General features: G+C 41.6%; 14 protein-coding genes. 6 read left to right on the forward strand and 8 right to left on the reverse strand.

The window, feature by feature from the left end:
- The first annotated feature begins 43 nt into the window (after nt 1–43).
- From LPTSP_RS06830 to LPTSP_RS06840, 3 genes are read left to right on the forward strand one after another with little or no spacing between them, the layout of a single operon-like run.
- Entirely contained in the window at nt 44–2,227 is a 2,184-nt protein-coding gene (locus LPTSP_RS06830) for a heme lyase CcmF/NrfE family subunit (RefSeq protein WP_108928057.1), read from the forward strand.
- The gene (locus tag LPTSP_RS06835; protein ID WP_108928058.1) at nt 2,224–2,808 is read left to right on the forward strand and encodes a cytochrome c-type biogenesis protein CcmH; all 585 of its coding nucleotides are present in this window, start codon (nt 2,224–2,226) and stop codon (nt 2,806–2,808) included. The genes LPTSP_RS06830 and LPTSP_RS06835 overlap by 4 nt, the downstream gene beginning before the upstream one ends.
- Nucleotides 2,808–3,224, forward strand: coding sequence for a zinc ribbon domain-containing protein (locus LPTSP_RS06840; RefSeq protein ID WP_108928059.1), 417 nt, complete (start codon nt 2,808–2,810; stop codon nt 3,222–3,224). The genes LPTSP_RS06835 and LPTSP_RS06840 overlap by 1 nt, the downstream gene beginning before the upstream one ends.
- A 6-nt stretch (nt 3,225–3,230) precedes the next feature.
- Here the strand turns inward: LPTSP_RS06840 and hisE are convergent, their stop codons facing one another.
- Nucleotides 3,231–3,509 carry a phosphoribosyl-ATP diphosphatase gene (gene hisE, locus LPTSP_RS06845; RefSeq protein ID WP_008593771.1) on the reverse strand — a complete coding sequence of 93 codons (279 nt, stop codon included), beginning with the start codon at nt 3,507–3,509 and terminating at the stop codon, nt 3,231–3,233.
- 120 nt (nt 3,510–3,629) lie between these two features.
- Between hisE and LPTSP_RS06850 the strand changes: the two genes are divergently transcribed.
- The gene (locus LPTSP_RS06850; RefSeq protein WP_108928060.1) at nt 3,630–4,451 is read left to right on the forward strand and encodes a tetratricopeptide repeat protein; all 822 of its coding nucleotides are present in this window, start codon (nt 3,630–3,632) and stop codon (nt 4,449–4,451) included.
- Between the two features lie 4 nt (nt 4,452–4,455).
- On the opposite strand, the gene LPTSP_RS06855 is transcribed toward LPTSP_RS06850, so the two are convergent.
- The 5 genes from LPTSP_RS06855 to LPTSP_RS06875 are packed head-to-tail and all read right to left on the reverse strand — an operon-like array spanning nt 4,456 to nt 8,716.
- A complete protein-coding gene (locus LPTSP_RS06855) occupies nt 4,456–5,766 on the reverse strand; it encodes a UDP-glucose dehydrogenase family protein (RefSeq protein ID WP_108928061.1) in 1,311 nt (436 codons plus the stop codon).
- 42 nt (nt 5,767–5,808) lie between these two features.
- A complete protein-coding gene (locus tag LPTSP_RS06860) occupies nt 5,809–7,011 on the reverse strand; it encodes an ABC transporter ATP-binding protein (protein WP_108928062.1) in 1,203 nt (400 codons plus the stop codon).
- On the reverse strand, nt 7,008–7,778 hold the full coding sequence (locus LPTSP_RS06865; protein WP_108928063.1) for an ABC transporter permease: 771 nt from the start codon (nt 7,776–7,778) through the stop codon (nt 7,008–7,010). Before LPTSP_RS06865 ends, LPTSP_RS06860 begins: the two co-directional genes overlap by 4 nt.
- A 38-nt stretch (nt 7,779–7,816) precedes the next feature.
- Nucleotides 7,817–8,488 carry a JAB domain-containing protein gene (locus LPTSP_RS06870; protein ID WP_108928064.1) on the reverse strand — a complete coding sequence of 224 codons (672 nt, stop codon included), beginning with the start codon at nt 8,486–8,488 and terminating at the stop codon, nt 7,817–7,819.
- A gap of 3 nt (nt 8,489–8,491) precedes the next feature.
- The gene (locus LPTSP_RS06875; protein WP_086446075.1) at nt 8,492–8,716 is read right to left on the reverse strand and encodes an LIC12298 family protein; all 225 of its coding nucleotides are present in this window, start codon (nt 8,714–8,716) and stop codon (nt 8,492–8,494) included.
- 287 nt (nt 8,717–9,003) lie between these two features.
- Between LPTSP_RS06875 and LPTSP_RS06880 the strand changes: the two genes are divergently transcribed.
- Both LPTSP_RS06880 and LPTSP_RS06885 read left to right on the forward strand, forming a co-directional pair.
- On the forward strand, nt 9,004–9,870 hold the full coding sequence (locus LPTSP_RS06880) for a hypothetical protein (protein ID WP_108928065.1): 867 nt from the start codon (nt 9,004–9,006) through the stop codon (nt 9,868–9,870).
- On the forward strand, nt 9,871–11,169 hold the full coding sequence (locus tag LPTSP_RS06885) for a hypothetical protein (RefSeq protein WP_108928066.1): 1,299 nt from the start codon (nt 9,871–9,873) through the stop codon (nt 11,167–11,169).
- 87 nt (nt 11,170–11,256) lie between these two features.
- Here LPTSP_RS06885 and pssA read toward each other — a convergent pair whose 3' ends face one another.
- Complete coding sequence (pssA, locus tag LPTSP_RS06890; RefSeq protein WP_108928067.1) at nt 11,257–12,015, reverse strand: CDP-diacylglycerol--serine O-phosphatidyltransferase; 759 nt, start codon at nt 12,013–12,015, stop codon at nt 11,257–11,259.
- On the reverse strand, nt 12,012–13,028 hold the full coding sequence (gene tsaD / locus LPTSP_RS06895) for a tRNA (adenosine(37)-N6)-threonylcarbamoyltransferase complex transferase subunit TsaD (RefSeq protein ID WP_108928068.1): 1,017 nt from the start codon (nt 13,026–13,028) through the stop codon (nt 12,012–12,014). The genes pssA and tsaD overlap by 4 nt, the downstream gene beginning before the upstream one ends.
- Between the last annotated feature and the right edge of the window lie 3 nt (nt 13,029–13,031).

Raw genomic sequence — 13,031 nt, forward strand, 5'->3', positions numbered from 1 at the left:
TCCAAGTTTAGTCAAAGTCCCAAATTTTTAAGAAAGTAGAACAATGAACGATTTAGGCGCAGTTTGTCTCATATCCTCCTTCTCCATCCTATTATTTTCCATTATCCAAACCAGTTACGGAATTTTTAAGAACGATTCCAGAGCTTTGGAATTAGGCCGTTACACTTTGATGGCAAATTTTGCCGTCATTCTTCTGGCCTTTATAGTGTTGGTTGTCCAACTCATGAGAACGGATCTATCCAACTATTACGTTGCGATGCATTCCAGTGAACATCTTCCGTTATTTTATAAGATCACATCCGTTTGGTCCGGATCTTCCGGTTCACTTCTCTTCTGGAATTTGTTGCTCTCCGGATTTACATTCATAGTTCTTTGGCAAACAAAAGATCTTTTGAACGAAAGAATCCCGGTAATGCACCTTTCTTTAGCGGTGATCACTTGTTTCTTTTCCTTTTTGGCGATCTTCTTTCCGGATGCACAACCGTTCCGTGAATTCCAACCTGCTGCAGTCGCAGGTAGAGGATTAAACCCTTTATTACAACACTGGGCGATGATCATCCATCCTCCCATCTTATACATAGGCTATGTAAGCTTCGCTATTCCTTTCGCAATCGCCTCTTCCGCGTTGATCACGGGACAATTATCAGAGAATTGGTTCAGATTCGTAAGAAGATGGAGTATCTTCTCCTGGTTTTTCTTAGGAACAGGAATACTCTTAGGTTCCAAATGGGCTTATGAAGAATTAGGCTGGGGCGGTTATTGGGCTTGGGACCCTGTAGAAAACGCAAGTTTGATGCCTTGGCTTTTATCCACAGCATTCTTACATTCCATGATCATCCAAGAAAGAAGAGGAATGTTAAAATTTTGGAATATGCTTCTGATCATCCTGGCATTCCATTTCTGCTTGCTCGGGACCTGGATAACTCGAAGCGGTGTTTTAGAAGGGCCTCACTCTTTCTCCAAGTCCACTATCGGAACTCCGTTTATAGTATTTATTGGAGTAAGCTTTCTATTCTATCTAGGAATTCTAATATATAGAAAAGACAAACTCAAACCGGAAAGGAATTTAGAAGCAATCACTTCCAAAGAAGGAAGTTTTTTACTGAACAATTTCCTTTTGGTGATCGCAACACTTTCCATTCTATTGGGAGTATTCTCTCCTTTATTATCCGGAGTAGAATACAAGGCTCCTTGGTTTAACTCCTGGGGAGTTCCTGCGGGAATTCTTCTGATCCTACTCATGGGTGCAGCGCCATTACTCGCATGGAGAAAAGGTGCCGACCAAATATTTTTTACCACATTATTAAAACCTCTGATCGCAGGAGCCATTGGAGCGGGACTCTATATCCTATATTACAGAAGTAATTTTTCTATCAGCGATTATAGCCTAGGCGATGTTCTGGGAGAAGTTTACAGCGTCCTCACTGTAGGACTCGGAATATTCACGATAGCCGGGATCGCGCAAGAATATCATAACGGTATTAAAGCGAGAAGGGCCGCTATCCACGGAGAAAATTATCTCCAAGCCGGATTCAGAATGCTTCTTAAAAATAAAAGAAGATACGGCGGGTATTTAGTTCACCTGTCCATGGTGATATTGTTCATCGGCCTTGCAGGGAACGCTTTCAAACAGAACACTTCCGTTAAGTTTTTCTATTTCCTGAGATTTTCTCCTACAAATGAACTCATCTATACAAGTGATGATACAGCGATCTTAGGAGATTATACGATAGGTGCGACCACTCTTAAGATCAAACCGATCATCAACGGAGATCCGGAGGCTGGGGTCAATCATAGGAACGTAATCGTTTCTCACGAAGCAACCTTCGAAGTCAAAAAACAACTGAAGGATTTCGATACTATGGTGACCGAGAGAAGATACTATCCTCAGATCTCTCATTTGAGCGGTGACTTCGAGACACATATTCCTACCAGTGAACCTTCTATCTCATCTACCCCTAAAGAGGACCTTTACATCCAATTGGGAGCGATAGAACATGCGGATCTTTCGGACGAAAATCCGGATCTGCCGGGAATGTTCTTGGACTTCTTCTTTACTAGAGATCCGGCGATCAAGGCAGTAAAATATCTGAAATTCCCGAACCAGATCGTAGCAAATTTGGAAGTCTGGATCAATCCTATGGTAAAATTTATTTGGGCAGGCTCCTTGATGTTCTTCTTATCCGGGCTATTGATCCTATTACCGATAGGAGAAGATAAAAAATGAAACTTTTGATCTCTTCTAAATTACATAAGAAAATCTTAATTTTACTTCTTGGGCTTCTGATTTGGACCGGCTCTTCCCACGCGGATTCTACTTTTACGAATCTGACGGATCAAGAACAGATACGCACATTCCATAATGTGACAGAAAGGATCCGATGTATCTGCATCCCTTCTATCGCGATCAAAAGTTGCTCTTTCAATAACTGCACCGTTTCCGCAAAACTGAAATTGTTCATAGAGAACAGGATTAGAGCGGGAGAATCTGCGGATGTGATCGTGGACAAAATGATCCATGGTTTCGGCCAAGATGTGGTTTCTGATCCGATCATTGCAAAGTTTATCGAAACCGGAAACCAGGGAATGGCGCAAGGAGTCATCATGGGTTTTGGTCCGGACATTCTTGCAAAACCCGATTCTTCTTGGATTGACTTTAGTATCGCGGCCGCGGCCGCATTCGGGATACTTCTGATCTATTTGTATTTAAAAAGAAGAACGGCTCCTAAGGCGGCGATTGCAACGGAATCGGAAAATCATTCCTCGTTCGATAAATACATCTCCGAAATAGAGGAGAAACAGAAATAATGGATTTTTTATTAATTTTCTTTTATATAGTTTTAGTCGCGATCGTCGCAGCTCCTTTCGTTTACGTGAGCGTGTTCGCAAAACATATCCCGTACGAGACAGATCCTAAAAGTTCCGAGTTATTCGATAGAAGGGACGTTCTTCTCGATAATTTGAAAGATCTAAAAATAGAATTCGATACCGGAAAATTAACCGAGATTGAATTCAAATCCATCTCTTCCGGTTTAGTAAAAGAATTAGAAGAGCAAGACGAAAGGATCAGCCAGGGAAAGGTAACGGCGACTCTCACTTCTTCCAAAACCGAAGCGTCCGCCAAATCTCAACTTGGCGGAAAGTTCTGTCATAACTGTGGATTTAAAATAGAAATTTTCGGAGCGAAGTTTTGTCCTGAATGCGGGACAAAATTGCAGATTTAAAATCGACTAAGAATGTCTTTTTTTAAGTTCTTCGACTATGTCGGAAAGAGAAAGTCCTCTTTCCACAAGAAGAACCTGCAAATGAAAGAGTAAATCCGCGGATTCGTGAGTGAGCTCTTTTTTATCCGCGTTTTTTGCCGCGATAATCACTTCTCCTGCTTCTTCTCCTACTTTTTTAAGGATACGATCTACGCCGCCTCGGAAGAGGTCCGCAGTATAGGATTTTTCGGGAAGTTCTTCTTTTCTTTTTTTAAGGATTTGCTCTAACTGAAGCAGGAAGTCCATCGTTACCACCGGAGATACTTCGAATATCCGGGCCTGTTCTTGACGGTAAACAAAAAATTCCGTATTTCTGCGTTTCCTTAAAAACGAAACGAAGAAAAAAAGGTCGAAGAGATGAGACCAATGCTCCCTTTTTCAAAAATCCGATCCATCCTGTTATTGATCTGTCTGGTATTCACCTCCGAGATAAGCTCAGAGGTTTGGGAAACTTCCGTTGAGACCGCTTTTAACAAGGCGAAGAAGGAAGGAAGACCCATTTTTATAGATGTATACGCAGATTGGTGCGGGTACTGCAAGACCCTCAAAAAGGAAATCTATCCTAAAAAAGAGGTACGAAATGAAATGTCCAAGTTTGTACTACTTTCCCTGGATGGGGATAGATTTCCGAACTTAAAGAAAAAATACGGAGTCACAGGCTATCCTACACTTTTGTTTTTAGATAAGAACGGAAGTCTCACGGAAAAGATCGCTGGAATGCCGGATCATAAAATGGTGATCAAAACTTTAAGATCCGCTTATTCAAAGAGAGACAAAGAAGTGAATCTCCTTACGGATTTGGAAAAAGATCCGCATAATAATCTTCTTCTTTTAAAAACGGGAGAATATTATTTCGAAGCCAAAGAATACAAAAAGGCAGCGGACTACTTTTATAAATCTTTCGCTTCCGAAGATCCAAGAATGCCAGAGAACAAACATAAGGCACTGTTCAATTTAGGACTCAGTTTTTCAGAATTAAAAAACTGGGAAAAAGCGATCACAACGTTTTCATTATATTTGGATAAATTCCCGACGGGACATTCCAAGGAAGCATTTTATTATAGAGGGGGGGCTTATACTTCTCTCGGCAAAAAAACAGAAGCGAAAGAAGATCTGAAAAAAGCCCTGGAACTCAGCTCCGATCCGGAGGAAAAGAAAGAGATCCAGGACTTATTAAATCGGCTTTAGTCGGTTAAACCGCTTGTTTACCTATGGAGAAGTATTGGAATCCTTCTTTTTTCATATGATCCGGGCGATATTGGTTTCTTCCGTCAAAGATCACATGACCTTTCATTAATTTTTTAATTCTGGAGAAATCAGGTTCTCTGAATTCTCTCCATTCGGTAAGAAGAAGGAGTGCATCCGCACCTTCTAACGCATCATATGCATCTTTAGCGTATTCTATCTTGTCTTTGAAATAGTATTCGGAAGTTTCTTTCGCAACAGGATCGAATGCTTTGATCTTAGCGCCTTCTTCATGCAATTTTAATAATAAAGGAATCGAAGGTGCTTCTCTCATGTCGTCTGTGCCCGGCTTGAACGAGAGACCCCAGACTGCAAAGGTTTTTCCTTTGATCTGCCCTTTTCCGAAAAAGTTCTCTATCTTAGTAAACAAACGAACTTTCTGATCTTCGTTCACTCTCTCCACTTCTCTGATAATTCTCAAGGAAGAGGAAAATTTTTCAGAAGTACGGATCAATGCGCGAACGTCCTTAGGAAAACAAGAACCACCGTAACCGATACCTGCATACAAGAATTGGCGGCCGATCCTGGAGTCGGTCCCCATTCCTTTTCTTACGTCTTCGTAATCAGCACCTACAGTCTCACATAAATTTGCAATCTCGTTTGCAAAAGAGATCTTAGTAGCCAAGAAAGCGTTACATGCGTATTTAGTCAGCTCCGCAGAAACGGTTCCCATTCTTATGATAGGATTTCCGTTTAGTACGAATGGAGCGTATAATTGCGCTACAAGTTCCCCTGCTCTCTCGCTGTCAGCCCCGATCACAACCCTTTCAGGTTTCATGAAGTCGTCGATTGCGGCACCTTCTTTCAAGAACTCAGGATTGGATACCACGTCGAATTCGTGTTTGGTATTTTTGGAAACAATTTCTTTTACTTTAGCGGCGGTTCCTACTGGAACAGTGGACTTATCCACAATTACCTTATAACCGTTGATGGATTTTCCGATTTGTTCTGCTACTGCAAATACAGCGCTTAAATCCGCGGATCCGTCTTCGGATGTTGGAGTTCCAACAGCAATAAAAATGATTTCCGAGCCTTCTACTCCTTCTTGGATAGAAGTACTGAAACCCAGTCGATTCTCCTTATGGTTGCTCAAAACCAATTCGGATAAACCAGGTTCATAAATAGGTATGATTCCTTTTTTCAAGTCCTCTATTTTTTTAGAGTCCTTATCCACGCAGATCACATGATTCCCATATTCTGCAAAGCAAGCCCCGGCCACAAGGCCCACATAGCCGCTTCCAATTACGCAAACTTTCATACGGAAACCAGAATCCTTTCAAAGGGAAGGCTGGGAAGGAATTTATCCGGAAAAATCCCCTTTTTTCGCCTCTACTTTGACCGGGATCCAGGCTGCCCCTTCAAACTTAGGAACATCCAATCTTTCCAGCTCGAATTGCAGAACCCCATCCTTCCAAAGATAAGAACCCTCTGCATGGCTTTCACCTGAATGTAATGCAATCCCTAAGGAGTATTTCCCCGGGGAAAGATTCAGCGGAAAACGAAAATCGATCCGAACAGGTTCCTTGGGTTTCAGATCTTTTTGGCGTCCGCCTATATGAAATGTATTCGTTCCGAAAACACGGATCCCTCTATGATCATCAATATGAAAACCAACTGTCAGATCTTCTAAAGAAGAACGAAAGGACGCCACGACTCTTAAAAGAACTTCTGCGCCCACAGGAAGAATAGAAGGATTCGACTTACCCGCGTACTGGATCTCCACATCAAAGGACTCCACCAAAGAATCCTTGTCTTGGATCTTTGTGTTTCCTTCCAAAGAAGAAGATGCAATGATCTGCATATATTCTCTAAAGCCGTCTATCGGATCTCCGTCGAATACCAATTTTCCTTTTTCTAAAACTATAAGACGAGTACAGACCGATTTTAAAAGTTCCAGGTCATGACTCACGATCAGAGTGAGAGTTCCTTCTTCCGAAAACTTGCGGAATCGGTTTAAACTTTTCTGTTGGAAGCTTGCGTCTCCTACCGCCAAAGCTTCGTCTACGATCAGGATATCCGGACGTTTTGCAGTCGCGAGTGCAAATCCCAATCTCATGGTCATTCCGGAGGAATAGTTTTTTAAAGGGCTTTTGCGGAATTCAGACAAACCGGAAAAACGAAAAATTTCCTCCGAAGATCGGATGAGCTCTTCAGGATCTAATCCCCAAACCAAACCGTTATAGTATAAGTTTTCCTCGCCCGAAAGTTCCGGATTAAAGCCCACGCCTAATTCCAAGATAGAACGAACAGTCCCCTTCTTCTCCAATTTTCCGGAATCTACTTTGGAGACTCCGGTCAAAAGTTTGAGTAAAGTGGATTTTCCGGCGCCGTTACGACCGATAATACCGATCACTTCACCCTTCTCCGCAGAAAAAGAGATCCCATCTAGTGCCTTGTATTTTACATCCAAGCCGAAATAACCGAAAGTCATCGCGCTTAAGAGTCTATTCCAAGGTTTACTATAACCTTGGTAGGTCTTGGAAATATTCTCTATCCTGATCAAAGGTGATCCAACACTATCTGATTTAATTTAGTACGGCTTAAAAGAAAGATCCCCAGGAAAATCCCCAGAAAAGGAAGAAAGTCCAAAATCCCGGCCTTCGATTCATAACCCGCGAGCAATGCAGATCTAAAAATTTCCAAAGGAAAGAAGAATGGATTAAATACATTCAATTTTCCTAAAATACCCTTGGACTCATAAAGGATCGGCAATCCCCAGAACAAAAACTGGGTCAATAATCTTACCAAAGGAGAAATATCTCTTAGAATAATATTCACCCTTGCCAGGTAACTCTGAAGACAGGCCAAAAATAATCCAGTGCAGAACATGGACAAAAAAGAAAGAGGTAAACTCCAAATCCCAAGCTTACCGGCCCAAGCCAAAAATAGAAAGATCGGAATAGAAGTCACAAGCCAATGTAGTAAAAATTGAACGAAAGGGATCCAAAGGAAAATTTCGGGACCAAGAGGAGATCTTTTTATCAATTGCCTATTGTCCGTGAGGATCCCAGTGCCTCTGATCAGATATTCCTGAAGCGGTATCCAAAACAATAGTCCACTGAGTACATTAGAAAAATATTCTATGGAATTTTCACCCTGAGGTCTGATCCCTATAAAATAGAATACGATGGTATAGATGAGTATAAGACTTACGTTTTGTAGGAACATCCATGTCAGGCCCAATGCGGAACCTGCATATTGCAAAGCATAATCCCTTCTGACAAGAACCGATAAAATTCTGAGATTACGCAAAAAAACGAAAGAGGTCACTCTATAACCTAAGATTGGAATTTAAGAGGAGAAATAGATCAGTTCTCTTCTAGTCGAGTAGATTGTTTGCAGGAAAAGATCCCGTCAATTCCAAAAATCCAATGGTCCAAGAGCTCTACGTCCAAATTGCCCAGCAGATCCTTTAGGTTATAGTAGACTTCCCAATCTTCTTGGCTGGGATAACAGATCATACCAGGATGATTATGAGCCAGTATTGCTTGAGAAGCCTCGTCATTCAGTACAATCCGGACCAAATCCCTGGGAAGAACTCCCACTTCTTCCAAACTTCCTTTGGAAACGATCTCCACTCTTAAAAGATCTCCCGCGGGAGAGATAGTCGCTAGAACAAAACATTCCCTTTTTAAAGGGGAGAATAGACCCTGTAGATAAGAAGAAAGTGTAGTCGGGTTATAACCCGCCATTCGGATCGATTTGTATTTAAGTCTTTTTGCGAGTTCTAAAGCGGCCAGTAAGGTAGAAATTTTTGCCCTACCCAAGCCGTTGATATGAAAATTCCTAGGAATATCGGATGAGAGAAGTCCTCCCAATCCTCGGGAACTTTTTAGAATATCTCGACTGAGATCTTCGACAGGAAGGCCCCTGCTCCCTTTGCCCAAAAGAACGGCAATCAGTTCCCAGTCTTCTAGATTTTCCGCATCGTGAAAGATACGGGACCTAGGATCCAGGCCTGAGCCCCAGCGCTCAGACACGGTTTAAATTTTTCTCAGGTTCTTCTTGCTCAGCTCGGAAAGTGTTTCAGAGAACCAATTTCCATCCTGGACCAAGTCCCCTTGGAAAGATTCTTCCAAATAATCCGCGAAGGTCTTAGAGTTCGGTTCAGAAGAACGAACTTTTTCCCTCCAATCGAATCCCGCTCCAGCGAGACCTTTACGGCTTCTCTCGTAAGCACCTGAATCTTGTAGAGATCGAATCATCATAACTTTCTCTCCCTCGCCTAGTTAGACGACATAAATTGAAATTTTCACACCAATAATCTACTAAACGGTTATTAATATACTATACGCATTTATAGTTACCGTCAAGCGTTTACCGTATTTTTTTAGAGAAATTTCCGAGCTTCTGCACAGCACTTTCTCACTCACAAGATCCATTCTACCCATGGCCCGGACAAATCCTGAGTTCAATCGGGTTTCATTTTGGAAAAAAATGGCCTGATCCCATAAAAATCGCACTTGCCTCTTACTGAATTTGACCCGTCTCGGGAATGAGGTTCCTACATTTAGCCATCCTTCTCCTCCCCAGCGCTTTTGTTTTTGGATCCGATCGAAACATACCGCCAGAGATATGGTTCCGTCCTTGGTGGACTGGAGGAGAAATATCCTTTTTTGGAATATACGAAAAAGAAGAAGTTTCCCTATCCGGAATTTCTCTCCAACTCCCATTCTCATTTGGCCCGAAAGAAGAATTTAGACTCTCCTATCTTCGCACAGGCCGGAACAAAGAAGGGAAATTTTTCGAAACAGTTTCTTTAGGTTATCAAATAGAGTTAAGTCATAATCTGGGTTTTAGATTTAGATTTGGAAGAGAAGGTTCGGAGCCTTCTTCTTATTTTACCTCTCTTGGAATCTACGGTTCCAAACTGAGTTGGGACCTTTTTGGAAGAAAAGATCAGGAAGAAAATTCATTAGGACTATTACTCAACTCTTCCCGTGACTCGGAATTTAGGATCGGTTTAGGTTTTGAAAGGATCAGAAGAGGCTCTTTAGATTTTGAAGATAGGATTTCTATCGGAGTCTATTGGAACTGGGACGGATTTTTAGGACAGGTAGAAGGATTCGAATCGGAGAGAGATCCGATCGGACTCGTCGGTCTCGGATATTCTCCTTTTTTAAAAAAAGAAGAAGGCCCCAAATCCACTTCTTCAGCCCTGAAGCCAGTCGAAAAAACAAATATCTATCCTTCTCTTGAGATGGAAGAACTTTTGAGACTTGGATTTTCCTTACAAGAATCCATTTCCATTTCTTCTTTTTCCAAAGGTCCCGCTGAGAAATTCGAATCTTATCTGGATTCACTTCCTGAACCTAAAAAAAGAAAAATTAAAAAACTGATCCGGACCAAAAGAGGATTTTGAATGAAAAAATCCCTCTTAGCACTATTCCTTTTTTCGAATATTCTATCTGCAGAAAGTATCCCTTCTCCTTTTTCCATGGGAGTATCGTTTTCCGGATATGACTCCAGATATTATACAAAAAGACAAGAGATTGTTTGGTTCAGAGGAGAAGTTTGCCTAAAGGATCTTCTTTTGGTTTTTCCCGACGGAGAATGTTCCAAACACAAAGTATTTTTAGAAAAAAGAAGAGAAACCTACTTAACCTCGTATCTATTCGAGAATAAGAATATTTATCTTTCTTATGGGAATCGATTTAGACCGTTAAATCATTTTTTCTTTTTAAGAGAAAAATTCGATTTTTCTTCTTTCTGGTTTTTAGAACAACCAACTGTGAGAACAGGATTTTTAGGGCTAAAATTTGGTGAAAGTATATTAGGAACTTATTATGCAGAAAACTCTGCGGATAAACGACCTGGATTTTTCTTCAAACCTTATAAAAATTATCTGGAACTCGCATATTCTCCCCAAACAAAGGAAGGATTCGTTCTCTTAGAATTTCCTTCTTCAGAAGAAAGAAAATCCGAAAAGAAACCATACTGGTTCAGGACTGAAATTTTCGGAACTAAAACCGATTTACAAGGAATTGTATCCGCTTCTTGGTCTGACAAAGAGAAGGATAAAAGAATATTTGCCTCCGGATTTAGGGGCAGAACAGGACAATTATTCCAGCTTTCGGAAAGAACAGATCCGGAAGAAAAAGCGGAATTATTCAGATTTGTTTGGGAACCGGGACCTTATAGAAGGTTACAATTCGCAGAATCGAGCCGATATTCTCTCGATGGAAAAGAAACCTACTCTGCCCAATCCGTTGTAGGTAGGATGGAAATTTTAGAATTCCCTTGGTTCGCGATCTTGGCTCAAGCCAGGGCCTATCATTTTTCTGATCATTCTTCTTGGGTTTGGGGAAAAGGAATCTATTTGTCATATCAGAAAAAATTTTGGAGATGGGAGATCGGACAAGAATGGAGAAAGAACGGAGATAGACTCACTGAGGCGGGATTACAGATCTCTATAGGTAAAAATTGGAAGATCTACTCAAGCCTTATTTATATGGAAGAAAAAAATCTACTCCCTGCATTCGCAGAAGAATCTATCACTCCGGAAGAAACGGGATTGGTAGTAACGGATAAGTCCTTTTATTCTTTCTTGAGGATCTTTCATCCTTACTTTGCAATCCATTTACGCCACACAAGAGAGAAGGAAGCGAGAGGAGACGGTTTGAGCATGAGATTTCAGATATATATTCCTCTCTTCGATTAAAAGTCACCATGACCAATCAGAAATAAAAAAGAGAAGCGCCTTTCGATCGCTTCTCTTTTATAAAAAACTAAAGTTTTAGGAATACGTCTAGTCTAGTTTGACTCTCAATTCTTGCAGAATATGGATAAGGAAGGTCAAAATCCCGGAGAAAATATAAAGACAGATCAAACCATAAACAAGCCAAGGCCAACGTGCAAAACCGACAAAGAACAGAGCGATCAAAGCGGCCCCGAGCATTAAACTTGCACGTAATGGGGTCAATTTGGAGCGAATTGCCACCTGAGGTTTTCCATAACGAATATTAGAAACCATTAAAAAAGCGATCAGAACAAATAGAGGAATTCCCAACCAATGAGGAAGAGTATGATCCTTCCCTAAAAAGATCGGAAGAAATCCGATGGTAATCCCTGCGATAGGAGACGGTAAACCTGTAAAGGAAGAAGGATCGTGGGCCACATTAAATCTTGCCAATCTATACGCGGCACAAGCAGGAAAGATCGCTGCGATCAACATTCCGATCGGAAAAAGATCCTCTTTTCCGAATACGTCTATCTTGTATTCTCCCAAAACCATATTATAAAAAAGGAATCCAGGTGCGATTCCGAATGCGGTAAGATCAGCGAGACTGTCTAGATCTGCGCCAAGCTCGCTTGTTGCATCCAATGCTCTTGCCACCATCCCGTCCAATCCGTCGCAGATAGCAGCGAGTAAAATAAAAAATCCGGAGAGTATATAGGATTGAGGTCCGTTACCTGTAGCCTCGGAAGCGATCAGTATGGAAACGAATCCCATACTCAAGTTTCCGAGAGTGATCGTATTTGGAATCCAATGTAGCCTGCGATTCATATATAGGTCTCCTGCCTTACCGGACTTACTGTAAAGTCCAAACTCTTAGAATATCCCTGTTTAAATAGATAATAACCGAGGGCGGCAACCATCGCGCCGTTATCCGTGCAGTAGATCTTTTTTTGGGGAGAAAAAAATTCCAGGGAATTTTTTTCCGCGAATTGGGATAATCTGTTACGAAGTGTAGAATTCGCCAAGACCCCTCCCCCTGCCAGGATCCTTTTGATCCCGGTAATGGAAACCGCACGTTTTAAATTTCTTTCCACAAGCTCGAATGCTGACTTTTGGAAATGATAACATACAGCCTGTGTGGAAAGTTCAGGTTGCTTTGCAATCAAATGAGAAACCGCAGTTTTCAAACCCGAAAAAGAAAACGCAACACGATCCTGCTCTAAATTCCTAAGCAACGGAGGCAAAAGATCTTTTTCCTTTGGCCCGGGAACATACTTAGACGCTTCTTTTTCGATAGGAGGGCCGCCTGGATAAGGCAGGGTCAATAGACCAGCCACCTTATCGAATGCTTCTCCCAAAGCGTCGTCCATGGTATCCCCAACCACTTCCATTTTACCAAAATGGGGAATTCTATAGATTGCGGAGTTCCCGCCGGAAAGAAGTAAACCCAATACAGGAAAAACTGGCTCCACTCCTTCTAAATGTAATACTGCAAAATGAGCCTGCAAATGACAAAGTGGAATAATAGGCGTTCCATACACCGCATGAATGGACCGAGCCAATTGAGCCCCGATCATAAGTGAACCAGTCAAACCGGGAGATCTGGTAACAGCAACATAGTCCAGATCGGAAAGCTTAAGTCCTGATTCTTCCAATACTTCAGAAAGCAGAGGATTGATCTTTTCCAGATGAGCGCGGGAAGCGATCTCCGGAACGATCCCTCTAAAAGGTTTGTGAAGATCTATCTGGCTGAAAATTTTGAGGGAAAGTAATTCTTTCCCATCTTTTACAATTCCTAGACTGGTTTCGTCGCAGCTAGTCTCTATTCCAAGACCGATCATAAT

Origin of the sequence: Leptospira johnsonii, assembly GCF_003112675.1 — a bacterium.
In the GTDB taxonomy this organism is placed as follows: domain Bacteria; phylum Spirochaetota; class Leptospiria; order Leptospirales; family Leptospiraceae; genus Leptospira_B; species Leptospira_B johnsonii.

Excerpts from the sequence above, each read along its gene's own strand:
- LPTSP_RS06830 (WP_108928057.1), top strand. The coding sequence starts at position 44 with ATGAACGATTTAGGCGCAGTTTGTCTCATATCCTCCTTCTCCATCCTA.
- LPTSP_RS06835 (WP_108928058.1), top strand. The coding sequence starts at position 2,224 with ATGAAACTTTTGATCTCTTCTAAATTACATAAGAAAATCTTAATTTTA.
- LPTSP_RS06840 (WP_108928059.1), top strand. The coding sequence starts at position 2,808 with ATGGATTTTTTATTAATTTTCTTTTATATAGTTTTAGTCGCGATCGTC.
- hisE (WP_008593771.1), bottom strand. The coding sequence starts at position 3,509 with ATGGACTTCCTGCTTCAGTTAGAGCAAATCCTTAAAAAAAGAAAAGAA.
- LPTSP_RS06850 (WP_108928060.1), top strand. The coding sequence starts at position 3,630 with ATGCTCCCTTTTTCAAAAATCCGATCCATCCTGTTATTGATCTGTCTG.
- LPTSP_RS06855 (WP_108928061.1), bottom strand. The coding sequence starts at position 5,766 with ATGAAAGTTTGCGTAATTGGAAGCGGCTATGTGGGCCTTGTGGCCGGG.
- LPTSP_RS06875 (WP_086446075.1), bottom strand. The coding sequence starts at position 8,716 with ATGATGATTCGATCTCTACAAGATTCAGGTGCTTACGAGAGAAGCCGT.
- LPTSP_RS06880 (WP_108928065.1), top strand. The coding sequence starts at position 9,004 with ATGAGGTTCCTACATTTAGCCATCCTTCTCCTCCCCAGCGCTTTTGTT.
- LPTSP_RS06885 (WP_108928066.1), top strand. The coding sequence starts at position 9,871 with ATGAAAAAATCCCTCTTAGCACTATTCCTTTTTTCGAATATTCTATCT.
- pssA (WP_108928067.1), bottom strand. The coding sequence starts at position 12,015 with ATGAATCGCAGGCTACATTGGATTCCAAATACGATCACTCTCGGAAAC.
- tsaD (WP_108928068.1), bottom strand. The coding sequence starts at position 13,028 with ATGATCGGTCTTGGAATAGAGACTAGCTGCGACGAAACCAGTCTAGGA.